The 24516-nt window shown below is 42.9% G+C and carries 23 protein-coding genes and 1 tRNA gene; 10 read left to right on the forward strand and 14 right to left on the reverse strand.

Translation table 11 applies throughout. From position 1 onward, the window contains the following. Position 1 precedes the first annotated feature (1 nt). The gene (locus NWE95_01250) at positions 2 to 1843 is read left to right on the forward strand and encodes an ATP citrate synthase (protein MCW4002529.1); all 1842 of its coding nucleotides are present in this window, start codon (positions 2 to 4) and stop codon (positions 1841 to 1843) included. Positions 1844 to 1926: 83 nt separating this feature from the next. On the opposite strand, the gene NWE95_01255 is transcribed toward NWE95_01250, so the two are convergent. From NWE95_01255 to NWE95_01280, 6 genes are all read right to left on the reverse strand, one after another. Continuing rightward, positions 1927 to 2115, reverse strand: coding sequence for a hypothetical protein (locus NWE95_01255; protein MCW4002530.1), 189 nt, complete (start codon positions 2113 to 2115; stop codon positions 1927 to 1929). A gap of 110 nt (positions 2116 to 2225) precedes the next feature. Then, positions 2226 to 2807 carry a hypothetical protein gene (locus NWE95_01260; protein ID MCW4002531.1) on the reverse strand — a complete coding sequence of 194 codons (582 nt, stop codon included), beginning with the start codon at positions 2805 to 2807 and terminating at the stop codon, positions 2226 to 2228. 115 nt (positions 2808 to 2922) lie between these two features. Beyond that, entirely contained in the window at positions 2923 to 3864 is a 942-nt protein-coding gene (locus tag NWE95_01265; protein MCW4002532.1) for a hypothetical protein, read from the reverse strand. A gap of 66 nt (positions 3865 to 3930) precedes the next feature. Beyond that, complete coding sequence (locus tag NWE95_01270) at positions 3931 to 4962, reverse strand: hypothetical protein (GenBank protein ID MCW4002533.1); 1032 nt, start codon at positions 4960 to 4962, stop codon at positions 3931 to 3933. Positions 4963 to 5054: 92 nt separating this feature from the next. Further along, entirely contained in the window at positions 5055 to 5648 is a 594-nt protein-coding gene (locus tag NWE95_01275; GenBank protein ID MCW4002534.1) for a nucleoside 2-deoxyribosyltransferase, read from the reverse strand. Positions 5649 to 5730: 82 nt separating this feature from the next. Continuing rightward, positions 5731 to 6519 carry a hypothetical protein gene (locus NWE95_01280; GenBank protein ID MCW4002535.1) on the reverse strand — a complete coding sequence of 263 codons (789 nt, stop codon included), beginning with the start codon at positions 6517 to 6519 and terminating at the stop codon, positions 5731 to 5733. A 176-nt stretch (positions 6520 to 6695) separates the two neighbouring features. On the opposite strand from NWE95_01280, the gene NWE95_01285 reads away from it, so the two are divergent. Next, on the forward strand, positions 6696 to 9239 hold the full coding sequence (locus NWE95_01285; protein ID MCW4002536.1) for a PQQ-binding-like beta-propeller repeat protein: 2544 nt from the start codon (positions 6696 to 6698) through the stop codon (positions 9237 to 9239). A 302-nt stretch (positions 9240 to 9541) separates the two neighbouring features. Here NWE95_01285 and NWE95_01290 read toward each other — a convergent pair whose 3' ends face one another. Further along, entirely contained in the window at positions 9542 to 9838 is a 297-nt protein-coding gene (locus tag NWE95_01290; GenBank protein MCW4002537.1) for a winged helix-turn-helix domain-containing protein, read from the reverse strand. Then, a complete protein-coding gene (locus tag NWE95_01295) occupies positions 9813 to 10493 on the reverse strand; it encodes a hypothetical protein (GenBank protein ID MCW4002538.1) in 681 nt (226 codons plus the stop codon). The genes NWE95_01290 and NWE95_01295 overlap by 26 nt, the downstream gene beginning before the upstream one ends. A 153-nt stretch (positions 10494 to 10646) precedes the next feature. On the opposite strand from NWE95_01295, the gene NWE95_01300 reads away from it, so the two are divergent. After that, positions 10647 to 13226, forward strand: a complete 2580-nt coding sequence (locus tag NWE95_01300; protein ID MCW4002539.1) for a PQQ-binding-like beta-propeller repeat protein — start codon at positions 10647 to 10649, stop codon at positions 13224 to 13226. A gap of 364 nt (positions 13227 to 13590) precedes the next feature. On the opposite strand, the gene NWE95_01305 is transcribed toward NWE95_01300, so the two are convergent. Next, entirely contained in the window at positions 13591 to 13788 is a 198-nt protein-coding gene (locus tag NWE95_01305) for a hypothetical protein (GenBank protein ID MCW4002540.1), read from the reverse strand. A gap of 536 nt (positions 13789 to 14324) precedes the next feature. Continuing rightward, on the reverse strand, positions 14325 to 15173 hold the full coding sequence (locus NWE95_01310) for an endonuclease NucS (protein ID MCW4002541.1): 849 nt from the start codon (positions 15171 to 15173) through the stop codon (positions 14325 to 14327). A 417-nt stretch (positions 15174 to 15590) separates the two neighbouring features. Between NWE95_01310 and NWE95_01315 the strand changes: the two genes are divergently transcribed. Then, complete coding sequence (locus tag NWE95_01315) at positions 15591 to 15896, forward strand: hypothetical protein (GenBank protein MCW4002542.1); 306 nt, start codon at positions 15591 to 15593, stop codon at positions 15894 to 15896. A gap of 203 nt (positions 15897 to 16099) precedes the next feature. Here NWE95_01315 and NWE95_01320 read toward each other — a convergent pair. The 3 genes from NWE95_01320 to NWE95_01330 form a co-directional block, all read right to left on the reverse strand. Next, a tRNA-Ser gene (locus NWE95_01320) sits at positions 16100 to 16226 on the reverse strand. A 229-nt stretch (positions 16227 to 16455) separates the two neighbouring features. Beyond that, positions 16456 to 16956 (reverse strand): GNAT family N-acetyltransferase, encoded by a 501-nt coding sequence (locus tag NWE95_01325; GenBank protein MCW4002543.1) that lies wholly within the window; start codon positions 16954 to 16956, stop codon positions 16456 to 16458. A 55-nt stretch (positions 16957 to 17011) separates the two neighbouring features. Then, positions 17012 to 17761 carry a ZIP family metal transporter gene (locus NWE95_01330; protein MCW4002544.1) on the reverse strand — a complete coding sequence of 250 codons (750 nt, stop codon included), beginning with the start codon at positions 17759 to 17761 and terminating at the stop codon, positions 17012 to 17014. 101 nt (positions 17762 to 17862) lie between these two features. On the opposite strand from NWE95_01330, the gene NWE95_01335 reads away from it, so the two are divergent. The 4 genes from NWE95_01335 to NWE95_01350 all read left to right on the forward strand — a co-directional run bounded on the left by NWE95_01335 (position 17863) and on the right by NWE95_01350 (position 20465). Next, positions 17863 to 18249 carry a ribbon-helix-helix protein, CopG family gene (locus NWE95_01335; GenBank protein ID MCW4002545.1) on the forward strand — a complete coding sequence of 129 codons (387 nt, stop codon included), beginning with the start codon at positions 17863 to 17865 and terminating at the stop codon, positions 18247 to 18249. An 85-nt stretch (positions 18250 to 18334) separates the two neighbouring features. After that, entirely contained in the window at positions 18335 to 18622 is a 288-nt protein-coding gene (locus NWE95_01340) for a rubrerythrin (GenBank protein MCW4002546.1), read from the forward strand. A 155-nt stretch (positions 18623 to 18777) separates the two neighbouring features. Next, positions 18778 to 19641, forward strand: coding sequence for a Coenzyme F420 hydrogenase/dehydrogenase, beta subunit C-terminal domain (locus tag NWE95_01345; protein MCW4002547.1), 864 nt, complete (start codon positions 18778 to 18780; stop codon positions 19639 to 19641). 98 nt (positions 19642 to 19739) lie between these two features. Continuing rightward, positions 19740 to 20465, forward strand: a complete 726-nt coding sequence (locus NWE95_01350; protein MCW4002548.1) for a hypothetical protein — start codon at positions 19740 to 19742, stop codon at positions 20463 to 20465. A gap of 3 nt (positions 20466 to 20468) precedes the next feature. On the opposite strand, the gene NWE95_01355 is transcribed toward NWE95_01350, so the two are convergent. Beyond that, positions 20469 to 23144 carry a bifunctional acetate--CoA ligase family protein/GNAT family N-acetyltransferase gene (locus tag NWE95_01355; protein ID MCW4002549.1) on the reverse strand — a complete coding sequence of 892 codons (2676 nt, stop codon included), beginning with the start codon at positions 23142 to 23144 and terminating at the stop codon, positions 20469 to 20471. A 167-nt stretch (positions 23145 to 23311) separates the two neighbouring features. On the opposite strand from NWE95_01355, the gene cofE reads away from it, so the two are divergent. Both cofE and NWE95_01365 read left to right on the forward strand, forming a co-directional pair. Beyond that, the gene (cofE, locus tag NWE95_01360; GenBank protein MCW4002550.1) at positions 23312 to 24070 is read left to right on the forward strand and encodes a coenzyme F420-0:L-glutamate ligase; all 759 of its coding nucleotides are present in this window, start codon (positions 23312 to 23314) and stop codon (positions 24068 to 24070) included. A 66-nt stretch (positions 24071 to 24136) separates the two neighbouring features. Further along, complete coding sequence (locus NWE95_01365; GenBank protein ID MCW4002551.1) at positions 24137 to 24466, forward strand: SCP2 sterol-binding domain-containing protein; 330 nt, start codon at positions 24137 to 24139, stop codon at positions 24464 to 24466. Positions 24467 to 24516: the final 50 nt, after the last annotated feature.

The following is a 24516-nucleotide window of genomic DNA, read 5'->3' on the forward strand; positions in this document are numbered from 1 at the left end:
CATGGCAGAAGCTACCAAGCCTCCAATTGAGCTCTTTCATAGGAATACGCAGGCATTTATCTACAACAACCAAATCAACGCCACCCAAAGAATGCTTGACTTTGATTATGCTTGTGGCCGAGAAACGCCGTCTGTGGCTGCCATAATCAACCCAACAGGTGCTGACAGTTATGCAAAGCTCTTCTTTGGCACACGCGAAATCCTAATACCTATCTACAAGTCGCTTGAGAAAGCAGCCAAACTGCATCCAAACGCTGACGTGATGATTAACTTTGCATCGTTTAGGTCAGCGGCACCATCCACAGAAGAAGCCTTAGCCATACCACAGATAAAAACAATCGTTATAATCGCTGAAGGTGTACCTGAGCGGCGCATGAAACTGCTCACCGCCAAAGCTAAAGCTTTAGGCAAAGTCATTATAGGCCCAGCAACTGTCGGCGGCATAAAAGCTGGCTGTTTCAAGATTGGAAACGCAGGCGGCACAATAGAAAACATCATCGAATCAAAACTTCACAGGCCAGGCTCTGTTGGGTTTGTTTCAAAATCAGGAGGCTTAAGCAATGAAGCCTACAACATAATCGCTAGGAACACGGACGGCTTGTATGAGGGCATAGCCATCGGCGGCGACATGTACCCAGGCTCCACCCTGTTAGATCACCTTCTCAGATTCGAAAGCATTCCAGAAATTAAGATGCTTGTGTGCTTGGGTGAGGTGGGTGGAAGCGACGAATATGACATCGTGCGTGCACTCAAGGATAAGAAGATAACTAAGCCGTTGGTGATTTGGGTTACTGGCACCTGCACTAAAGCTTTCAAGACTGAAGTTCAGTTCGGTCACGCTGGCGCCAAAGCTGGTTCTGAAGAGGAAACGGCTGATGCAAAAAACGTTGCTCTACGCGAGGCTGGCGCCGTAGTCCCTAACTCGTATGATGATTATGACTTGAAAATAAAAGAAACCTACGAGAACTTGGTCAAAAAGGGAATCATCAAGCCAAAGCCTGAGCCACCTGTGCCAAAAATCCCAATGGACTACGCTAAAGCTCTAAAAGCAGGAATCATCCGAAAACCATCCAACTTTATCTGCACAATCTCAGACGACCGAGGCGAAGAACTCCTCTACGGCAAAATGCCTATCTCAGAGGTATTCAGGCAGGACATAGGCATCGGCGGGGTGCTGAGCATTCTATGGTTTAAACGGTTGCTTCCAGCATACGCAACTAAATTCATCGAAATGACCATAATGGTGACGGCTGACCATGGCCCTGCAGTATCAGGCGCCCACAACACAATTGTCACAGCCAGAGCGGGCAAGGACTTGATTTCCTCCATCGTTAGCGGCATGCTGACGATTGGCCCAAGGTTCGGTGGTGCCATTGATGGTGCAGCGCAGATGTTCTCTGATGCCTATGATAGGGGTTTAACTCCACAGCAGTTTGTTGATGAGATGAAGCAGAAAGGCGTTAACATTCAGGGCATCGGGCACCTGATAAAGAGCGTAAACAACCCTGACATGCGTGTCAGCATCATGAAGGAGTACGCGAAAAAGCATTTCAAAGCTACCCCGCTTCTTGATTACGCTCTCGAGGTAGAGAAGATAACGACAGCCAAGAAAGACAACCTTATCCTCAACGTTGACGGTTGTATCGGAATCTGCTTTGTTGACATGCTAAGGAACGAAATGCCAAAGAACGAAGCCGACGAATACATTCAGATGGGCGCACTAAACGGCTTGTTCGTGCTTGGCAGAACCATCGGCATGACAGGGCACTATCTAGACCAGAAGCGGCTAAAGCAAGGACTCTACCGACATCCGTGGGACGACATTACTTACATGACAGAATAGTCAAAACTGCCCTTGCGGTTTTCAACCGCCAACTTTTCTTTACTTAAAAGAGGAGTTCATGTTTTGATAGGTTCTGTTGTTGCCTAGCAGTGTTGGTTGTATGCCAAGCACCTGAGCCACTCCAAATAGTCGTTGCCTCGGAGCCACTCAACATGGGGTTTTTCTGTACTATTCAAAGGTTCATACCGCACAAAGTGGCGTCCGTCAGAAGTTTTAAACAGGATGGCTTTGAAATCGCCAAAGTCGCTGATGCCTTCAGCAATCTTTTCCATGTCTAACCCACTCAATAGAAAGTATTTGCTAGTTTCATATAAAATTAACCCGAATATCGCTCTTTTGGTGTGGCTTCTTTATAAAAAAAGAGAGGGTTGGGGGATAGTTTTTATGGTGCAACCGAGGATACGGTGGGCACTGGGAACAGCACATAGCTGCCGCGTGAATATCTCAAACCGAATAGGTATTCTGCTTTCCATTGGCCATTGTTGTATGAGCCCCAGAAGAATTCGCCATCGTAGAAGCCTGCAAAGATGCCGTTGCCATAGATGCCCCAGCAACGTTTGCCATTGTTGTCTGTTCCAGTGAATATGCCGTTGCCGTAGTATCCCCACATGATGTGGGCGCCGTCGCGTGTGTACATGAGGTATCGGTTTCTGACTGGGAGTATGCTTGCATCTGCCTCTTCGAAGGTTTTTGGGATTCTTTCCCTTAGTTTTTCCATATTATTGGCTGTGACTGGTTCTGCTTCGTCTGCATTATCGGTTTGAGTTCTAGTTTGGACATTTGCAGTAGCGGTTGGGTTAATGTTGCTTGGTGAAATTGCAGTGGCTGAGATTTCAGTCTTGATGCTGACAGCATTGCTTGCCGCTATAGGCAGGGATGTGGATGCTGCTGCTATGTTTACTGCTAAGGCTACAAGCAAAAGCAACGCAACTATTGCAGCTGAGATTTTTGCTTTGTTGTGCATTTTTTCACCAGCAAGCGTTATGTGCGCGGTTTATTTTAGGAAACCCGTGGAAACATCTGAAAGACTTATTCCAAACACTAAAAGAGGTTGATTATAGGTTAAAATGTGAAATAAGCTATTTTATTTGCTTTTTTAAATATTTATCGCGTATTAATACGATGTTTTGCCGCCTTGACTTCTTAACGTAAACTATCTCCATGCCCTCAAGCCGTCTTATCAAACGCCAAGTCGTCGTTCGCGGAAGATTTAGCAACTCAAAAAGCTCCGATTCAAAAGCTTTACCGTGATTATCAGCCAGAAAACGTACAACTTGGATTTCATCCTGCCGCAATTCCCGATTCTTACTCAAAAGTTTGTCGATGTCAACTTCGGCAACAGTTTCTTGTGCTTGAGGTTTCGTTTTGCTTTTTCTGTTTTTTAGCAACCCCCAGCCTACAAGCGAGAGCACAAGGATTAGCGATAATGATGCAACGGTTATTATCTGCCATAATTCAAGACTGTTGTTTTTTTCAGTTGTGTTTGTTTGCTCTGTGAATACAGGTTGTGCTGTGTAAGTTACCTCATTGTTACCCGGCGGCATTGTCAACGTTAAAAGGCCATCCGCGTTTTCAATCAACTCAGGAACGCAGTTGAGGCTTATTATCGAAGCATTCTTAGGCATAACAAGCACTATACTCGCAGGATAACTGGTGCTAATCGTCCAGTACTGCCCCATTTTTGTAGTCAGGTCCTGCGTAAGATAAGATATGCTGATTTTTGTTGAGCCTATATTTAGAATTTCTGCCTTGTTTCCTTTTATGGAGTACTCAAGCGGAAGGCCCTCCCCATCTGTGACAATGAGACTTTGGCGTGTTTCGCCAAGAAGAGTCGTGTTAACTGATATGGTGAATTGGCCAAGTTCGATTTTTTGCTTTACTTGGACAAAGCCATCCAAATAAGCAGTTAATACGGTGGTTTGCTGTTTTATTTCTGGGGTAGCAGAAACAGCGCTGGGCATGAAAACGAACCCTAACAGTAAGATAACGAAAATCTCAGTTGTTACTGTCCGTTTGTTCACCCATCATCACTTCAAGGAGCTAATCCGTCTTATATCTTGATGCCATTTTAGTTTTATCCACCCGAATTATGGCGTGTCTGCTTTAGTGGCTGATGCATTCAAGCTTGAAGTATTACTTTTTCTACTGCTAGTGTTTGGTGTTGCTGTCGGCGTCGCTGTTGGTGCTGGAGTAGTTACTGCATTTATACGGTCGGTAACTGTTTGCGCACTTTCTTGCACCTTTGCAAGCTCATCAATTGTTTGGCTTACCAACTGGCTATCCAGGAACAGTTTTGCATTGACCAAACTAGTTTCTGCTTTGGTTATTGCAGCAGACGCCTCGGCTTGCGCAGTAACTGAGAGCTGGTTTGACACAGAATTCAATTCTTGTTTTAGACTTGAGAGGCTTTGCTCTGCGGTATCTATGTATGCAGCTACTCTTTCAAATTTAAAGGAAACAGCTAATGAATCAAAATATGCAGTTAGTTCATCAATTAACATTTTAGCTTGGTTGTTTTTATCTTCGGCTTGAGAGAGGTTTCCTTGGTCTAGGCTAGAGGTTGCAGCATCCAAGGTCGCTTTGATTGTGCTCGTTTTTTGCTTGATTGAAGTAACGTCGGTTCCGTGTGTTGCGGTTGAGTTTGCCATGTTTTCTAGTAACTGCAAGGTTTCGTAGTTGCGCTCAATCATGTTTCTTAAGTTGATGGTTCGTTGAGTGGTTATTTCCTGTTCTGTTTGAGTCACATTGGTTGTTCCGTAAATTATGGATAGGCTGTCTTTCAATTTTTGAAGCGCCTGCACCGCTAAGTTACTAGCTTCTGAAAAGGCCCCTTCTCGAGTTTTCATTACTGATTGGTTAGCTAAAACTTGCGCTTCTTTAAGTGCTGTAATGCTTGATTGCGGGATTATAATGCCTCTTTCTCTTAGGTTTGCTATTGTTTGGGTAACGCTAGCGTTCGAGTTGTTGAATGTTGAGATGAGAAAGGCAGCTTTGTTTTTTAGTTCTTCCTCTGTTGGGTTGAGGGCTTGAATTTTAGGTAGAAGTAATCCTGCCGTAATCAGCGATAGAATGATTACTGCTGTAGTGATACTCTTGGCTTTTTTGTACTTTGGCTTCAAGGTGAACCTAACTATAGCTATAATGTATTATATATTTTAGGAAATCAGTGAAAATAAGTGAAAACAAAAATTTAGACCTAAACGATATCTAATCACCTATCATTTTTGCCAGCGCTAACTAATTCTTTGGCTGCTTTGAGGCACTTCTCAAAGCCCCCAAGATAAGTGTACAATTGGTCAGCAGGTGTTTGTTCAACCACTAACTTTTTACTGCTTGCATGGATGCAGCCATCAATCATCAAATTATCCACTAATTCTACTTCTTCAATAAACATGCCTTGAGAATCTCTTAACCTGCCGTCACTGCTACGACTAACTTGTGCGTTGAGGGCTTTCATTGTGCGCTCAGTAAAAGGCACGGCGACGTTGGTGTATGCAAACACTTTCTTTCCTAAAGCATGAGCAAACCCCATCTCATACGCTGTTCCAACATCAGCGCTTGGTCCCCGAAACGGAGTAATGTTAGCAATCACAATGTCACAACTCTTAATCAGGTTCTCATTTATGCCGCTAATGCATAAACCCACTTCTTTTGGACTTTTGCCCTTGGCGTCTACTTCGATGTCTATGGGGAACACGCCTTCAAACCCGTATTTTCTGCATAGGGCTTTTTTGTTTTCACCGATTTCCTTTGCGTTGGTGAGGAAGACTTCGGGGCCAGCAAGGTAAACGCGTATCGACGGCATAAATTATCTCAATAGAATAGCGATTGTCTTAAAGGCTATGGTGTGTTGTAGTTTAATAAACTTCATTATTGCCGTGCTTAATTCAAATGGCGGATGGAGCATTTTTTTGTGCATTAGCCCAAACATTTTCAAAATGATCTAAAAAGCTTATCAGCAAACTCGGGTGATTTGTCCACACCATCATGGGTGACTCAGAAAAAGATTTCGAAGGATAAAAACAAAAAAAGGCTTCTTTGCGGTCAAAGATCGCTGCGTTTAATTTAAGTTGATCGGCTGTCCACCTTACTTGGATGTTGGGGTGTTCCAATAACGATTTAATCTCTTCCGATAAGTTGATTTGCCCTTTAGGTTTTTCTAATACGAATTGAATCTTTACCCCTCTATCCAAGGCGTTTTTGACGTTCGGAAAAATTTCTTGTGTTATTTGAACCCATCGCTGGAGCGCAGAGCAGCAGTAAACGCAATTTTGCACGTTATCATGAATTATCCTGTGTCTTTTTAAGAGTGTTTCTTTTCCCTCGACAAAACTAATCTTAAACTCCTCTTCATCTGCTGATTTTTCTTTTGCAATATTTACTTTTAGTAAAAAGTCTTTAGTTTTTTGCAACATTTTGGCATATTCATTTGCTTTTTGATTTAGCATTATGGATAGTCCATCTTGGATTGGAACGGCTTCATACTCTTGTGGTAGGGCAATTATTCTTTCACAAATACCTTTTTCCTGTAGTTCACCCAGCGTCCTATACGTTGCTTGCCTAGGCACTTTTGCATAATTTGAGAGTGTTCTTGCATCTGTTCTGCCTAATTTTAAGAGGGCTAGATAGAGTTTTGCTTGGGTTGCGGTGAATCCTACCTGTAAGAGGAACTCGATTTCGTCATCTTGACGGAGCAGTCCATATTCCTTCTAGGAAATTTGCTTTTAACTAACGTAACCGTGGATTTAACTTTTGTCACACCAACGTGTTGTGACACGAATTTATTAGCAAATATGCTGGAGGAGTTGCAGAAGCAACAGTTTGCTTCTCAAAAACTACAGGAGATAGAAAAATGAAAATACAAACAAAGAACAACACGGCTATTGGAATCGCTTTAATTCTGATAATTGCTATGCTTTCATCATCTCTGATGATTATTCCAACAGTACAAGCATTAGAGTTAGAAATGAAACTACTGCTCAACATTAACCCCAACCCCGTCGGAGTTGGTCAAACAGTATACGTTAACGCCTTCTTCACCCATACAATGCCAACATCTACTGGTTTCTATGGTGACCGACATGAAAACATCACAATAGTAGTCGAGCGACCTAACGGAGTAAAGGACACCTATGGCCCATTCATGGCAGATTCCACTGGAGGAACATGGTGTTCATTTGTCCCAACTGAAGCTGGAAACTACACTGCACAAGCTTTCTACCCTGGACAAATCTTAACAGGCACTAACCCCCTTGCACCAACGCTTGCTCCCGGTTTTGATCCTTCGATGGGTGGCGCAGGTGGAAACCTTGAATTGATAGGTTCCCACGTGAAAGCTGCAACCAGCGAAAAAATAACGTTTGTTGTACAGGACGAACCGGTACTGCCAAAATACGTGACTCCACCGCTTCCAACCGAATACTGGTCTCGCCCCATATACTCAACCAACTACAACTGGGCTCAGCTTGGCGGGAACTGGTTCGGAGAAACCAACGTTCAACTGTATTCGCAAGCACCAAACACTGGACATATTCTCTGGACAAAACCAACACATTTCGGAGGACAAGTAGGGGAACCAATTAAAGGTGACCAAGAAAGCCAATACATGTCAACATCTTTGCTTGTAACTTACTTCACCCCCTTAGTGCTCAACGGAATACTCTTTAACAACAAGTATGCGAGCTCAAACTCAAAAGTAATCGGATGGGAAGCTATTGACTTACGCACAGGAGAAACCCTCTGGTCCAGAACCGCAGGAGAAACAGGTGCAGAAACAATGACTAGAGTTCAAGCACTAAACTGGCACACAATACAGGAATACGGATGTACCGCATACATATGGAGTTCTTCAGGAAGCAGTCTAAGGTTATATGACGCAATGACCGGCGTATACCTAGCTAACATCACAGGAGCCCAAAACCAACTCAACTTAGTAGATTACGACTGCACCGAGCAAGGAACCTTCCTAGGCTGGTATACTACTTCCAACGCTACTGGCACCTATCTCAATCTCTGGAACTCAACACGGTGCATTGCTTACCCATATGGTCAGGGACCGTACTATATGCCACAGAACGTTTCTTATCAAAGCACTATTCGCCCATCAGGCAACATCGGCTTTGATAAAGGAATAATGTGGACAGTTCGTCTCGACACAGCCGCAGGTATACCGACAAGTATTGCTCTAAAAACTCTTGACGTAATCCTGTTACGTAGCGCTCCTACCGTTGCTCTAAGAATGTCTGCCGGTTATCAGGTTACAGCAGGTTATGACGCAAAAACAGGAGAGAAACTTTGGGGACCACTAAATCAATCAATACCTATGGATGAAGACATAAACGTTGTATGTAGCGGTGATGGTGTCTACGTGTTAACAAGCAAGACATCGCATCAAGCATGGGGCTACTCTCTGAAGACAGGGCAGAAACTATGGGGACCAGTACAACTTAAAGGAAACGCTTTCAGTCACCTTTCAAATACTGGGGCATGCGCTTACGGCATGGCTTATATTTCTGACTTCGGCGGCTACGTGAATGCTATTGATCTCCAAACAGGAAAACTCAACTGGACATTCACCCGCGGGAGCTCAGGATACGACACTCCATTCGGCATCTATCCACTATGGTACTTCAGCGTCGGATCTATCGGTGACGGAAAGATATTCCTCTCAGAAGGGCACGTCTACGACCCACCGCTATTCCCAGCTGGTCAACAGCTTGCAATAAACGCAACTACTGGCGAATTGGTCTGGAGCATAATGGCATGCACAATTAAATCTACTGAAGCAATCGCAGACGGCATGATAACAACGTGGAACAGCTATGACAACCAGATATACGTTTTCAGCAAGGGTCAAACTGCCACAACAGTGTCAATACAAGATGACGTAGTCGCATATGGCGATCGCGTACTCATAAAAGGCACTGTAATGGACGAATCTCCAGGCACAAAGAACGCTGATCGTGTAGCTCGTTTTCCACACGGTGTTCCAGCAATCGCTGACGAGTTCATGTCTCCATGGATGGAGTACGTGTACATGCAGCAGACGAAACCAACCAACGCGACTGGTGTCCCCGTTACCCTTAGTGCCATTGATTCTAACGGTAACTACAGAGAAATCGGAACGACGACAACTGACATCAACGGCAACTTTAACTACGTTTGGGATCCTGACATTGAAGGCTTATACACAGTAACTGCTACATTCGGCGGTTCAGAATCTTACTGGCCATCCAACGCTCAAACAGCTTTCGTAGTAACTGCACCTGAGCCCACTGCATCACCTTACCCAGAGATTGCCTTGCCACCAACTGAAATGTATTTCATCGGAAGCACAATCGCAATCATCATTGCAATTGCCATAGTCGGTTTACTGATACTGAGAAAAAAACAGTAAAATAAACATCAAAAAACCACCTTTCCCCTTTTTTAGTCCTAAAATGCAAAGGAGAAATGTTGGGGCTGAATAGGCTCTGGTTAATGTTTCCACGGCTTGATTGCCCAATATGTCGTGGCTGTAACATTTTATTCTCCTTAAATTTGGTCCAGAGCCTCAGCAAACTACAAATGCGCTACTACTTATTTTCCCTTCCAATTATATTAACATTTAACTAACCATAAAACCAAAGACAGAACCTGCAAATACAAACCCTTGCGAGCACGGAGCCCGCTGACTGTCTTGTCCTTGGTTTTAGGAAGCTATGTTGACAGTCTAAGGCGGGGGAATTTGAGTTGCCCTACATGCTTAATTATCCACTTCACAAGCTCATCGTATGCTTCCGACCCTGCCTCAGTTAAAACTACTGAACCGTTTTCGTCAAGTATAACAAAGCCTTTTTTTGACATCCAATCCAAATATTTAACCAACTTATCATATGATAGTTCAGTAGAAAGAGCCAGCGCAGTTTTGTTTACTTTATTCTTTTTCTTCAATGACTGGATAATTCGAGCAACGACATAGAGGTCAGGTTTAGAGCTCAGCGCTCCTGAGTTCATGGCTCAACCTCCGAAGCTCCCACTGGAGTTTCTCTATTGCTCGAATTTCATTAAACCGTTTTGAAAGGTCATACTTCAAAAAGATGATAAGAGCTAGAAAAGAAAAGTGAAATGATGCGTAGCCAAGTGCACCTATTCGATGAAGAACTATGGAGGTTATGAGATTTAACACAAAACCTATTATAAAGAAGAATATGAACCCATAAGCAGCTCCCTTAACAAGACTGTACATGGCATAACCCAATCTACCCGAAGAAACTACATCGAAAGACGTATTCCAATCGATCTCTGATAAAAGTTTTAGTGCTGAAGGAAATCCCTTAGAAAGCTCCTCTTTCCACTCGCCAGTCTTTACCTCATTTATCTTTCTCTTAATAAAAAGAATACCTACTACAACTCCTACTGATGGAATAAGTACTATAGGAAAATTCAGGAAGAACCGCTCAAATTCATTAAACGCGCTTAGTAGTCCAAAGAACGAAATTAAGAGGTTGACCACCATGCAAATCACGATAGAGCCGATAACGATTATAGTAAATCTTTTGAGGTGCCTGTCGAGTACATTGTATTTCTTGATTTCGTCGAGTGTTTCCATTAGTTCGGCTACTTTCTTAACAACGTTTTCTTCTGTCATTGAACTGCTTTTTTCAGACATAATATCCAGATGTACCCCCTCAGCGAACTCTGCCCCGCAGGCTGATAAAGTAACTTTACGATGAATATAAAACATACTCTCTCGCAGAGAGTCAGTCTAATTAATTCATTTTCTCAACAAGGCATTATAAAAAATAAAGAAAAGTGAACTAAAATGAAAATCAAAACTAATCTGAAAACAAAAGCCTCTATAGCCTTGATTCTTATGTTGACTATTGCTATCCCACTTTTTTCTATACCGACAACTAATGGTCAAACATCTGCTGGGAAGACAACTACTCATCCCATGCTCACTGTTAACCCCAACCCTGTAGGCGTCGGTCAACCCGTGAATATTGTGATGTGGGTTGGCATGCTCTTGCCATCAGCATCCGTGACCAACGACATACGCTTCCACGATTACACTCTTACTATCACTAAGCCTGACGGAAAAACAGAAACAATGAAATGGGCTATCGTTCAAGACACGACATCAACACAATACACAAAGTACACGCCTGATCAAGTTGGCACATACACTTTAAACTTCAGCTATCCCGATCAAGTTTACACTTGGAATGCCACAGCCGCAATGAGAACATGGACAAACCATGTTTTTCTCGGAGCAAGCAAAACAGTCACCCTTACAGTACAGGAAGAACAACTACCTGAGCCAATAAGCAGTTACCCACTTCCAACAGAATACTGGACGCGCCCAATAGAAGGACAGAACACTGACTGGTGGGCTATTTCGTCACACTGGCTTGGCTGTGACCACCCCTTACATTATAATCTAGTAGCGGCAGACGCGATGTACCAGCCAGACGGCACAGCTCCTAACAGCCCCCATGTAATGTGGACTAAACGTATTGATGAAGGAGGCGTTGTCGGTGGCAGCTTTGCTGGCATCGAAGGAGAAATGTACTACAGCGGTTCAGCATACCAACCAAGATTTTACAATCCAATAATAATGAATGGTTTGCTCTTCTACGCGGTCCCATCCCAGAATTCTATGTCAGGAGGCGGATACATGTGCGTTGATTTACACACTGGCGAAAAAATATGGTTCAACGAAAAAATAGGCGTTGACACGAGTTGGCCTATTCCATCCTTTGGATACCTTTATTCTGCACACACCGAGAACCAACATGGCGCAATCCCCAATGGCGTCTTGTTCTCAAGCAACTTTGCCGTAGCATATGAACCATGGACAGGACAACGTCTATTCAACGTAACTAATGTACCTTCAGGCATGGCTGCAGTTGGACCACAAGGCGAGATACTACGCTACCAGATAAATATTGCAAGCAGATGGCTGGCTCAATGGAACTCTTCTCGGCTATGGTCCACCGCTTCAAGTGGCTGGGTACCTGACTGGAACACAACAAACGGCTGGGTAAACGCGAGCACAAGTGCACGTTATGACTGGAACGTATCCATACCAACAACTATACCCACAAACACCTCTCCATTTAAAGCAATTTGTGACGATATACTGCTTGGCTCTACCTCGTTTTCAGGATCTTCAGGCATCGGGACTCCAAACCCATATACCATGTGGGCTATCAGTCTGAAGCCAGAATCACGAGGACAACTGATGTGGCTAAAACAGTACGATGCGCCGCCAGACAATGTTACCCGAATGTTACGCGCAGTAGATCCAGTAAATCGCGTTATCATTATGTTAGACAAAGAAACTTTCCAATATTTAGGCTACAGCATGGACACTGGAAATTATATGTGGACAACAGCAGTACCTGCTGGCATTTCTGACTTTGCATACTTTGACTCAACTCATGGCTCAGTATTCTGCACAGTTGACCACGGTGTTCTCTATAATAGCGGTTTTGGAGGAGTACTATACGCCTACGACACAAAAGACGGTAAACTACTATGGACTTACGGTAATGGCGGCGAAGGCAACAGTACTTTCAGTGGTTTTCAAACGCCTTGGGGAAACTATCCACAATTCATATCAAACACTGCTGACGGCAAAGTCTTTTTGTTTAGTGGCGAACACTCTCCTAACACTCCTCTATACAAAGGCTTACGGGTAAGGGCGGTTAACGCTACCACAGGCGAAGAAATATGGACTCTACTCGGCTCAATGGGCTATCCTCCGCGTCAATGGTATCCTGTTGCAGACGGCTTTATTGCATACCATAACATGTACGATGGGCAGATATACTGCATTGGCAAAGGTCCCAGTGCCGTCACCGTGGACGTACCCATGACCGCAGCCGCACTTGGTCAAAGCGTTGTAATCAGAGGCACCGTTACAGACATCGCCGCAGGCACCAAACAAACGCAACAAGCCGCACGATTCCCCAACGGTGTCCCAGCAGTTTCCGATGAAAGCCAAGGCGAATGGATGGAATACGTTTACATGCAAAAGCCACGCCCGACTAACGTCACAGGAGTTCCCATTGTCATAAGCGTCCTCGATGCTAACAATAATTATAGGGAAATCGGCACAGTCACAAGCGACGCAGACGGCTTCTATAGTTTGAGCTGGAAACCAGACATCGAAGGCAAATACACAGTCTACGCTTCATTCGGCGGTAGCGAATCCTACTGGCCATCACATGCAGTAACAGCATTCACAGTTGACCCAGCACCACCAACACCAGCACCAACGCAACCAGTCCAGACCTCAATGGCTGACATATACCTGGTCCCAGGCATAGCGGCAATTATTGTTGCAATCGCAATAGTGGGCGCAATGATAATGCTCATGCTCAGAAAGCGACCATAAAAGAACCGATAAAACAACAATCTTTCCCCTTTTTTAGTTACAAATGCATCGGAGAAAAGCGGGGGCTAAATGGGCCTTGGTTTCAAGTTCCGCGATCTGCCCAGTAATTGCGGCTTAACTTTAAACTTGCATTCTTTTCTCCCTAACAGTGTCCCAGAGCCCTAGCAAACCCTGCTTACTAAAACTGAAACAAACAGGCGTATAATTAACTTTGAAAATTCGGATGAGAATGCCGTATTTGGTCCAAAATATTACAAAATTAATCGGTGTCATAAATTCGAGAATTCACTTTTTGGAGATATTCCATATCAGAAGTACTACAAAACTCTATTTAAAATTCGATACTGTTAAGTTACCCAGTTTTTCAGAGGGGTTTATCGGCAGGTTTTTTCCGCCTTCTATTATTTTTTGATTGACTGGTGGCAGAATTACTCTTTAGAAAATCTTTTGGCAAGTACTCAACAGCTTTCTTGATAAACTCTTCGTTTCCAAACTTTTTAACTAATTCGTTGACTGCGTTTTTTAGCTCTTCTTCAGGTGAAATAGCTTGTTCAAGTGTCAAAAAAACCCTTAAAGTCATGATTTGTTTGGGTTAACCTGACTGGGTGGCGCAATTCTAACAATACTTGGGGCTGGGAAGGGATTCGAACTTCAGAGAGTGGTGTCATAGCCAACCACCTAGTTTCTTCGCAGTTAATTTCTCTTTTTTATACGTTGTCTGCTTTTTTTATCAAACCCAAAAACCTTTTTTCTGTTGTAGAAATTCATGGATAACCATACCCCGCCCAAAAATAAACAGACAGTTAGAAAATGATTTATAAGAAGTCTATCGGTCGGTTTTTTCTTTATGCGTTATTTAAGTTCGCTCTCTTGCAAGCAAGGAGCTCATTATTTAGAATGTTCAGAAGATGGTCAAGATAACTGCTAATAAGATACAACTTCAAATCTATAACTTAGCTTGCAGATTATTGCCTTAAAGAAATGACAAAGGAACTTCCTATCAATCGGGCTCTAACAAATCTGGGGTTGCCTTCTTTTGTTCTTGAGCCAATTCTCATAGACCCAACAATTACGCAAGACGTATTATAACCATAATTGCTATTGAAATTTGGCTAGCGCTTTTTTGATTAATTCTAATGCTTCATTTAATTTTGTTTCGTTTTCCAAATGATAGTATCCCCATCCACCCCATTTCTCACTCCAATAATAATCTGCGTTATTAGCCTCTTCTGAAGTAAGCGGAAAATCAAGTCTTAGCCAATTTTTCTTTATGTGTAAACCACAAAGGTTCTTTTTTCCCACGAAGGCAATGTAATCTTGCGGAGAAGGATTTATTTTTATGGTGTTATCAATTGAAAGCACTTCTTTTTTGAATTTTTCATACAAAGGTCGCATATGAGAATTTGATTTGAAGTGATCGTCTTCTGACTTGGGTGGGTAGATGAAAGAATTGGTACCTACTGAAGTATCTAGTACTACAATGGGCGCAACAAGTATCTCATTGTCTTTTGGAGACTTTGTTAGTGTATAAGAAACAAGTTTTATAGATGGGCTCAGTGCCCAGCAAGCATTTTTTACTTCTTCGCTCACGCTACTCACGAGTGCCATAAGCCTAATGTCTTGGGTAACTTCTCTGAAACCTTTCTTTTCGAAAACTGAGAAAAGAAGCCTTATGTGATTTTCGTCTTTAGAAAACCAGCTGTAGTACTCCATAAGTTGGATAAGTGCATCTTTATCAAAATTCCCTATTCTCTTGCATTCAATTATTACAGGGTTATTTTCCTCGTCAATCGCCAATATGTCAATTATACCAGTGCCTATATGGAGATAGGAATCAACATACCTGAGTCCTTCTTCTATAGAATCAAGGTTCTTCTCGAATAAGTCTTGCAGCTCTTTTTCAGGAATATCCAAGTTAACGTTTTTTAGTATACTTAGTTTGACCATAAAAATGATTACCAGAACAAGTAGTATAAATTATTAACTTCTGCTCCCTATGTTGTCATTCAGCGCTAAATTGTTCCAGATTAGGATGGAGATGCAAAGAGTTAAAGTGAAGTTAGTGTTTTTTTGGTTGTGTTGAATTAAGAACCAGTAGGTTAGCAGGTTCTTTTCTTTGTTTTTGTGGTTTGGAAACCTCTTACTTATGAGCGCCCAAAAGTTGTCGTTGTGTTTTCTTTCTATGTTGTGTGCGGTTTCGTGGTAGATTATGTAGCTGATCAGGTCTTCGGGTAAAAATTTGAGGAGCGTATTTACTGTTAGGTTTTGTTTTGGCTGTGACAGGATTTTGCATCATATCCCTGCAATCGCAAAGCAATTAAAGAAAAAATTCGCTAACTAAAAAGCCAAAGGAGAAAAAGCCCAATGGGCAGGATAGATTTGGATAATTCTTGTTCTGAAGAACAAAAACAGGCTTTAATGAATATTCGTGATGAGTTAATGGAGGCAGAGAAAACTCTAACAAGGGCAATCAAGGAAGCAGAGAAGTGCTACATAATCAGCAAATCACAGATTGCTATAGATAATGAAATCGGCGGCATTCCTATTAAAGAGGCTTTCCAGAATGAGCTTGAACGCTCAATGAAGGAAAAAAGTAATCTGCAAAGTCTTATAGAAAAAGCGCTTGAACAGATGAGTAGTGCGAGAAGCAAAATAATCATACCCTTCTAGCCCTTCCATGAAAGAAGTCGACCTCTCACCTAAGTTCCATTTCCCGCTTGTAGCGCTCAGGCTTTTCGTGTATGAGTAAATTTTGCAATAGCAGACTACTGGAAACAGGGTTTTCCAACATATTCGCGACTACGAGAAGAGAAAAATCTTCAGAAAACCAAAGTAACCGCCACACGCCGGGTGTTTGTCCAAAAGTATGTTGATGGCGCCGGGGAAGGGACTCGAACCCCTGCGAGCACGAAGCCCACTGGCTATCTCGCCGTTTTTCTGGCTTAGCCCTCTTTTCTTTAGATCTCGAGGCCAGCGCGATAACCACTCCGCCACCCCGGCTCCGATGATAGATTTGGTGTTCTGGCTAAAAGAGTTTTCAGTAGTACCGCACCCATTCGCAATTATATTGTGGCGCGCTTCGGTTTCGCCAACATATTTGGAACATATTAGAAACTCATTGCAGAAACCTATAGGGGGTAGGTGCTATTGACGGTTTTCTAAGCCAAAAGCCTGTTGAAATTTAACGCTTTATATAGGAGGATAGGGTCTATCGGCAGAGCAACAAACTTTAGACAGCTAAACGTTTTGTTACTTGTTTTAGCAGGGTTTGTCTGGGCAAAAAGCCGTAACGACCATAGAAACCATACACCTGCTCGTTGCCGACCGTAACCTCAAGGACTTTTGTTTCCGCGCCGTTTTGGTTCATCCATTCCAACGCATTCCGCATTAGCTCGTCACCGATACCCATACCACGATATGTCTCACACACAAAAATTGATTCAACCGTGCCTGTCTTTTTAGAATCAAGACTGCTCACAATGTAACCAACAGTTTCGCCTGTTGCCTCATCCACTGCCAAGTCGACAAGCAGTAAACCGCAAGAAGCTTTTTCTAACAATTCAGCCTTCCTTTTTTGGAAATTCATTTCTGCAAAATGTTGCTTAAAAAAGGTTGAACGCTCATACATGCATCGGTTGAGGGCTTCCCACAGAAACTTGATTTCATCAAGGATTGTATGGTCGCCATGCATGTACTTTATTGTGATGGTTCGAGCTGCTTTCTTTGCCATGTTAACACCTAATCTGGAGACTGTTTCTTCAAGTAACAGACCTGCCAGAAATGTTTTACTCAAGCAGTAATAGTAATGCCATGGGTACGACACCTAAAACCAAAGATATGAGTTGGAACGCAGATTTTTTTGGCTCAGGTGTGTCTTTGCGAAGTTCGGGAATAAGGTCTGACCCAGCAATGTAGATGAAGTTTCCTGCGGCGAAAGGGATCAATAAAGGCACGAACCCTTCAACAGCTGTGCCCAAAATCAACGCAATTATAGCTCCTAAAACTGCTGTCAGCGCCGTTACAAAATTGAAGATGAGAGCTTTTTTCTTTTGGAACCCACCGTAAATGAGGACACCAAAATCTCCTATTTCCTGAGGTATCTCGTGAAATATCACGGCTATGGTCGTAGCTATGCCTAAGGGTATGCTTGCAATGTAGCTACCGCCCACGATTAAGCCGTCAATGAGGTTGTGGACGCCATCTCCAAACAGGTTCATGTAAGCAAAAGAATGCGGGTGTTCAGCAGAAGTCGGAACATGGCAATGTCGCCACTGCAGAAAACGCTCAACCGCAAAAGAAGAAAAAATACCTAACAAAATTACGAAGGACGCCAAGATATTAAATCCAGTTTCTTCCACCATCTCAGGGATCAGATGAAGAAACACGTCACCAAGCAAGCCTCCAGCAGCAAAACTAACCATGTACATGAAGGCTTTCTTGAGTTTCTTATCAGCGACCCAGTAAACTAGTATGCCGCATAAAGAAATCACGCTGACTAACGCAACGCTCAATATGCTTAGTGTCCATTCAAGCATTAGGATTCCTTGAACGTATAGCCCAAAACTTTTATTAAAATCTTGCTAATTTCTTAATAAAACCTTATATTTAGCCAAGCTCAATCTTAATAAGACCTGCCATGAGCATCGTTAGTCTCTCAATCCCAAAAAACTTACTTGAAAAAGTCGACAGCTACATAAAAGAACAAGGTTACGCAAACCGTTCAGAAATCGTCAGGCAAGCCCTGAGAGCCTACATGTCCGAAGGCAAAAGACTCAGTGAACTCAAGGGAAGCTTAACTGCCGTGATAACGATTATATACCAAAAAGGCGCCCGAACAGGACAGATAGTCGACGCCCAGCACAGTTACAGCAACATAGTTTTAACGTTTCTTCATACGCACATTGAACAGGGTTACTGCGTGGAAATAATAGTCGCTAAAGGAGACGCAGAGGTCATGAAAGCATTCATCGAAGCTATGAAAACAAACAAGCAGATATCAGAGGTTAAACTCACGCTGCTTTAGGTCTCCTGATTTTTTGAAACAAAAGCTTTGGCGCAAAATGTCTATATCTACGTAGCGCTGATTAAGTGTTAATGAGGGAAGGGTATTGCTATCTAAAATTCCAACACTGCTAGAGAAAGTAAGCAAAGAAAACTTGGACAAAGAAATACTAAGAGCAGCCATAATCGCCGAGTTGGACGCCATAAACCTCTACGAGCAAATGGCAGCCGTAGCCGTAAACCCAATAATAAAGACGATTCTGCTGGATATAGCTAAAGAAGAAAAAACACACGTTGGCGAATTCCAAGCCCTACTGTTGAAAAACGATGCAGAGCAAGTTAAAGAGCTTGAAGAAGGCAAAAAAGAAGTCGAAGAAATAACAAGCGAAAATTAGTTCACTTTTATCATTAAAAGAGAAAGGGTAGCGTTGCCGCTAAATTGATGAGACATGACTTCGTTAACAGCCACATGTTAACCTTCCAGATTTTTAAAACATTTATTTTGCTGGAAAACAATTACCATAAAAGGCAATAGTTTGGTTGATTTTTAATGGCTCTCAACGGCAACAACACAATGGAAAAACGGAAAAACAATACTCTAAACGAAGCAAGGATAGAACAAGAATTGCTTAAAGGAACAGTAGACAAGAACCTTGGCGTGTACTGTGCACTTTTTTCTGCTAAAAGCACGATTGAGGGACAGAACGGCGGAGTAATCACTGCTCTACTCATTAAAGGTCTTAGCGAAGGCATTTTTGACTCAACTGTAGTTGTCCGCAACAAGGATGGCTATAGCGCAGAAGCAGTAGTAGCAGAGAACGCCAATGACGTCTTGTCAGCAAAAGGAACAAAATATGTCAAAGTCAATGTTGCTGAGAAACTACGCGAACTTGTGGAGCAGGGCAAGAAAAAGATAGCAATCGTTTGTACACCATGCGAAGTTAGAGCGGCTAGAAAAATCCAGCAGACTTTACCTTCAGACTGCACAGTGACAATTATTGGCTTGTTCTGTTTTGAAGCCTTCAACGGTGCCAAGTTAAAAGAAGAAGTAGCAAAAAGGTTAGGTATTGACTTAGCGAAAGCCCAGAGAACACATATTCAGCATGGAAAATTCACTGTGAGTTTGGATGGAAATGAGTACAGTTGCAGAATAAGAGAGCTGGCGAACGCCACTGAGAAAGTATGCCAGTATTGTGATGACTTCGCTGCTAGGCTCGCTGACGTTTCGGTTGGTTCTGCAGGCAGCAAAGAAGAGTATTCAACCGTAATCGTCAGGTCACCTATAGGAGAGAAAATCTTGCAGAACCTTGAACTCGTAAAAGGAGCCGTTGATAGAGAAGAAATAATTAAATTGTGTAGCTTAAAAAAAGCTCGCGCTGAACGAAACTTCGCTGGGTTAGAAAACAAGCGATAGCCTATTTGCCTAGGAAAAACGTTGATTCTAAGGCAGCTTTGCGTATGCAAAAAGTTTTTAACCCAAACCTCTTATCCCTTTAACCGAGATGTATCTCCATGAAAATACTAAACGAGTTTGTGCCAACACGTAAATTTCTAAAGCTTGCTGAAGAACTTAAAGACCTAGTTGATGGATGGAACGTAACTGACAGTGCTGCCGGTTTTCCAGCGCCAAGCGGTGTAGTAGTAAGTTGCTTGCTCAAGTACAAGTACCCTGAAAAATATGTTTGCCCAATATTCATCCTTCACTATAAAGGACCAGTTGAAGTTGGAGGCTTAGCTTTAGCATCAGACATCATTGGATTAGATGGTTTAGCAGTCACTATGGGAGACAAGCCACGTTACGGTGAACCTATAAAGATGCTGCCATCATCTGAGGAAGCACGTGACTTCATACGCAACACAGTGAAAACAAAGAACCTCAAGCTCGGCTGCTTACTAACAGCAAGACGCTCAATTGAAGAAACGCTTCAACGCGTACGCGAGCCATGGGACTTCGTGTACTTCATGAGACTAGAAGACTCATCCTTTGAAGCGCTCAAGGCGGTCTCAGCGGAATGCAAGAAACTAAACAAGCCGCTCTTCGCATACTTCCTAGTTGGAACAGCTAAGAACGTTGAAACAGTCAAAATGATTGGCTGGCCAACCGCTGCAACCATGGAAACTGTCGAGGAGAAAGCAGCAAAACTTGTCGGGCTCGTCGACGGCATCATCGCAACTTGTGCTGGTGACGCTGAAGGCGACAAACTGATGCTGCAAAAGCTTCAGAAGTTCAGGTCTTAAGCGTTAGGAAAAGAATGTAAGAGATATTTTAGCTATCTCTTCATCCAAATTTTCCACCTTAAAGCCTTTTTTATTGCATAACTGAACCATTTTTTTGTTATCAGTCATGACGTAACCGTAAATTCTCTGCAGACGCATATCCTTTGCTATATCAAACAGCGAGCACATAAGCTTGGAACCCAAACCAAGACCTTGCCATTGGTCTCCAACTAAGATTGCAAATTCACCTTGCTTTCCATCTGGGTCAAGAATCAACCTGACGACGCCAATTATCTTTGAATCACCGTTCTCTTGTAGTTCTGCAACTATGGCGACTTCTCGGTCGTAGTCAATGTTACAGTAACGAGTCAGGGTGTCATGAGTCATTTCTTTTATAATTTGGAAGAATCTGAACCGCATCGTTTCCTTTGAAAGTGACGTGATAAGTCTGTTTAATCGGTCTTCGTCTTCAGGTTTTATAGGTCGCAATAACACAGGAATGCCATTTTTTAGTTTTTGAGTTGATACGTATTTTTTGGGGTAGGGTGCAATCACAAGGTGTTCATGGGGGCGGGCAACTTCTTGCATTATTTTACTTCTATCTAAAACTATACGTGCATCAACAGCTACCACATGGGATTCACTTGCAATTAAGGGATTAATGTCCATTGACTCTATTTCGGGGAAATCACTGATTAGTTGAGAAAACTTGACTAATATTTCCTCCACAAGACTCACATTGAACTTCCGCTTTGAAGTTGAAGAATGCTTGTAGATTGTGGTGTTCTCTATTACTCGACGAGCTAGGACTTGATTGAGTACAGGAAACCCTATGCTTATGTCTTTGAACATTTCTGCAGATGTTCCGCCTGTTCCAAAGAGGATTATTGAACCGAACTGGCGGTCTTTTCGCGCTCCAACGAACAGTTCATAGTTATTTTTGCGCACCATCGGTTGAATGGCAACGCCTTGAAACTCTGCCATGACATGGGAGTTTTTAACCTTATCAGCTAGTTCATTAAATATGGCAGGAATTTCCGAGGGCGCGCATATGTTTAGAGCAACAGCCTCAAATTCAGTTTTATGAGAAAGTTGAGGAGAAACTGCCTTAATAGCAACAGGATAGCCCAGTTCAGTTGCAAAAGCTTTAGCTTCTTCGGGCGTTTTGGCAATGAGCGTCTTTACGGTTGGAATTTTATAGGCATCTAAGAAATCTAGCGATTCTGGCAGAGTAAGCAGTGCTCGTCCTTCGCAGAAAGCACGTCTTAAAATGCCCTTTAGAAAAGTGGGGACAGATAAGCCAACGGGGACTTCCTTGGGAGTTTGATAGAGAAGTTCCAAGTTCTGCGTGTACAGCCACATATACATGAAAGTAGAAACTGCCTCTTCAGGGGTTCTAAACGCTGGAATCCCATTTTTCTGTAGGAGCGCTCGTGCTTGGCGGCAACTGTTATCTTCACCAGTTAAGGCTACTATGAGGGGTTTTTTTGCTTGTTTTGTAATGTCTATGATTACCTTGGCTAGAGCAAGAGGTTCAGTTGTACCTTGCGGTGTAAAGATAATAATGGAACCGCTGTTGCTAGGGTCTTTCAGGCAGATTTCTGATGCAGCCTTAAACCGTTCTGGGGTGGCATCCTCAAAGATGTCCAGCGGATTTCCTGCGGTACAATAGAGCGGTAAAACTTTTTTTAATGCCTCTATAGACTCAGAGCTTAAACTTGCAAGTTGTCCGCCTCTTGCAATCAAGTGGTCAGCCGCAATTATCCCCAATCCACCAGCGTTTGTGATTATGACGGGGTTAGGTCCAAGCGGGTTTGGTTGCACCATTAAGGCTTGTGCGCAGTTAAAGAGGTCACTTACGGCTTCTACCCTAACGACGCCGACACGTCTGAAAGCGGCATCGTAAACAGCATCTTGCCCACTCAAGCGACCGCTGTGAGTCAGCGTAGAAGCCATGGTCTCTTGGAAGCGGCCAGCTTTGAAAACAATAATTGGTTTGGTTCGGGCAAACCCCCGTGCGGCGCTCATAAATTTTCGGGGGTTCGCGATAGATTCTAGGTATAATACTATGCTTCTAGTCTCAGAGTCCATCCCGAAGTAATCGATTAAATCACCGATATCCACGTCAAGCATGGATCCAGTGGAAACTACCGCGCTCAAGCCAATTTGAGCTTCAGCCGCCCAGTCCAAAGCCAAGGCACATAATGCGGCACTTTGAGAAATGAAGGCTATTTTTCCAGGGAGCGCGATTTGTTTTCCGAAGGTTGCGTACAGGTTTATGCTGGGTCTTATGACTCCAAAGCTGTTTGGCCCTATTATTCTCATGCCGTAGGTTTTTTTGTACTCTATGATTTGCTTCTCAGACAGTTCACCGTTTTTTCCAACTTCTTGAAAACCTGCAGAGGTAATGATCACTGCTTTCACTTGGGCTCTGCCGCATTCTTCAAGGATTTGTGGAACCGTATGAGCTGGAGTTGCAATTATAGCAAGGTCAACTATACGTGGGACTTTTTCTATGCTGGGATAAGCTCGCATACCCTGTACTATTGAGCGGAAGGAATTTACAGGAAAAACTTCAACATCATGGGCACTTTTAAGATTGCTCAGTATCATTGCACCAAACGAGCCTTCTCTGTCGCTGGCACCTATGACGGCTACACGCTTTGGGTTAAAGATACGTCCAAGGTCTGCTATCCCCAAACGAAAATGTCACCTTTACTCTAAGAGAAGCACTCTTTAGTGTTAAGGGCAACAGATAGTTATAAAACCTTGCCAAAAAAGTTCATAAATATTTTTTTCTATGGATTTTGGTAAGCTTTAAATGAGGGCTACTGAGTAGCGAAAACTAACAAACCCAAGGGAATAACATGGACACAGTTAAAATCTTCGCTGTTGAAAACTTGCCACTAATTCGGAAAGGCGACAACTTGGGTCAACTTATCTGCGAAGCCGCAGAGAAACAAGGCACGCCCATTCAGGAAAAAGATGTGGTTGTTGTCACTCATGTTGTTGTTTCGAAGGCTGAAGGAAACGTGGTGAACCTTGACCAAGTCGTGCCATCTGATAGGGCAAAAGAGATCGCGCAAAAAACCAAAAAAGACCCAGCGATGGTTGAGGTTATTCTGCAAGAAACCAAAGAGATCGTCCGCATAGGACAAAACAGCATAATTACGGAAACTAATGGCGGTATTGTGTGCGCGAATGCTGGAATTGACCGCTCCAACGTCTCAGGTGACAGAAATGTTGTTCCATTGCCCAAAAACGCAAATGCTTCTGCACAAAACATCAGACAAGAAATCAAACAATTAACAGGAGCAAATGTTGCAGTTATTATTTCTGACACGCATGGTAGACCATTTAGGAACGGCGAGATAAACGTGGCAGTCGGCGTTGCAGGAATCAAGCCAATTAGGGATAGACGAGGCGAAAAAGACCTTTTCGGTTATGTCCTTAGAATAAAGCAGACTGCAATCGCTGACGAGCTTGCTTCAGCAGCGGAACTTGTAATTGGACAAGCAAACGAAGGCATACCAGCAGCCATAATCCGAGGATACAATTACCAAACGGACGAAAATACATCGGCAACCTTGCTTACAAGACCAAAAGAAAGAGATCTCTTCAGATAAACAGAATTTTTTTCAATAAGGTTCAAAAACTCCACTGCTATAGAATACAAAAAACAAAGTGGAATCATGGAAGCCCAAACAGCAAAAGAAGTTTTCGAAAAAGATTTGCCTTCGCGGTTTAAGTCAGAAAAAGCAGAAGGAATAGATGTTGTAGCGCAACTAAACATTTCAGGCGCTAAAGGAGGCAACTGGACAGTTCTCATCAAAGATAAGAAGCTACAAGTAAAAGAGGGAACACACCCAGAACCACAAATCACACTAAACTTTACTGATGCAGACTTCATCGATATTGTTAACAAGAAAATTAGTGCAGAGAAAGCATTCTTTTCTGGAAGAATCCAATTTAAAGGCAATATCACCACTGCGCTCAAACTTAAAGACGCAGGGCTATTCTAAAATAGGATTAATAGCCCCAAATAGCTTGCGACGCCGAGAAACAAACACAT

It is taken from the genome of Candidatus Bathyarchaeota archaeon (genome assembly GCA_026014725.1).
Classification (GTDB): Archaea; Thermoproteota; Bathyarchaeia; order Bathyarchaeales; family Bathycorpusculaceae; genus Bathycorpusculum.

Excerpts from the sequence above, each read along its gene's own strand:
- NWE95_01250 (MCW4002529.1), top strand. The coding sequence starts at position 2 with ATGGCAGAAGCTACCAAGCCTCCAATTGAGCTCTTTCATAGGAATACG.
- NWE95_01255 (MCW4002530.1), bottom strand. The coding sequence starts at position 2,115 with ATGGAAAAGATTGCTGAAGGCATCAGCGACTTTGGCGATTTCAAAGCC.
- NWE95_01260 (MCW4002531.1), bottom strand. The coding sequence starts at position 2,807 with ATGCACAACAAAGCAAAAATCTCAGCTGCAATAGTTGCGTTGCTTTTG.
- NWE95_01275 (MCW4002534.1), bottom strand. The coding sequence starts at position 5,648 with ATGCCGTCGATACGCGTTTACCTTGCTGGCCCCGAAGTCTTCCTCACC.
- NWE95_01285 (MCW4002536.1), top strand. The coding sequence starts at position 6,696 with ATGAAAATACAAACAAAGAACAACACGGCTATTGGAATCGCTTTAATT.
- NWE95_01290 (MCW4002537.1), bottom strand. The coding sequence starts at position 9,838 with ATGAACTCAGGAGCGCTGAGCTCTAAACCTGACCTCTATGTCGTTGCT.
- NWE95_01295 (MCW4002538.1), bottom strand. The coding sequence starts at position 10,493 with ATGTCTGAAAAAAGCAGTTCAATGACAGAAGAAAACGTTGTTAAGAAA.
- NWE95_01300 (MCW4002539.1), top strand. The coding sequence starts at position 10,647 with ATGAAAATCAAAACTAATCTGAAAACAAAAGCCTCTATAGCCTTGATT.
- NWE95_01310 (MCW4002541.1), bottom strand. The coding sequence starts at position 15,173 with ATGGTCAAACTAAGTATACTAAAAAACGTTAACTTGGATATTCCTGAA.
- NWE95_01315 (MCW4002542.1), top strand. The coding sequence starts at position 15,591 with ATGGGCAGGATAGATTTGGATAATTCTTGTTCTGAAGAACAAAAACAG.
- NWE95_01325 (MCW4002543.1), bottom strand. The coding sequence starts at position 16,956 with ATGGCAAAGAAAGCAGCTCGAACCATCACAATAAAGTACATGCATGGC.
- NWE95_01330 (MCW4002544.1), bottom strand. The coding sequence starts at position 17,761 with ATGCTTGAATGGACACTAAGCATATTGAGCGTTGCGTTAGTCAGCGTG.
- NWE95_01335 (MCW4002545.1), top strand. The coding sequence starts at position 17,863 with ATGAGCATCGTTAGTCTCTCAATCCCAAAAAACTTACTTGAAAAAGTC.
- NWE95_01345 (MCW4002547.1), top strand. The coding sequence starts at position 18,778 with ATGGCTCTCAACGGCAACAACACAATGGAAAAACGGAAAAACAATACT.
- NWE95_01350 (MCW4002548.1), top strand. The coding sequence starts at position 19,740 with ATGAAAATACTAAACGAGTTTGTGCCAACACGTAAATTTCTAAAGCTT.
- cofE (MCW4002550.1), top strand. The coding sequence starts at position 23,312 with ATGGACACAGTTAAAATCTTCGCTGTTGAAAACTTGCCACTAATTCGG.
- NWE95_01365 (MCW4002551.1), top strand. The coding sequence starts at position 24,137 with ATGGAAGCCCAAACAGCAAAAGAAGTTTTCGAAAAAGATTTGCCTTCG.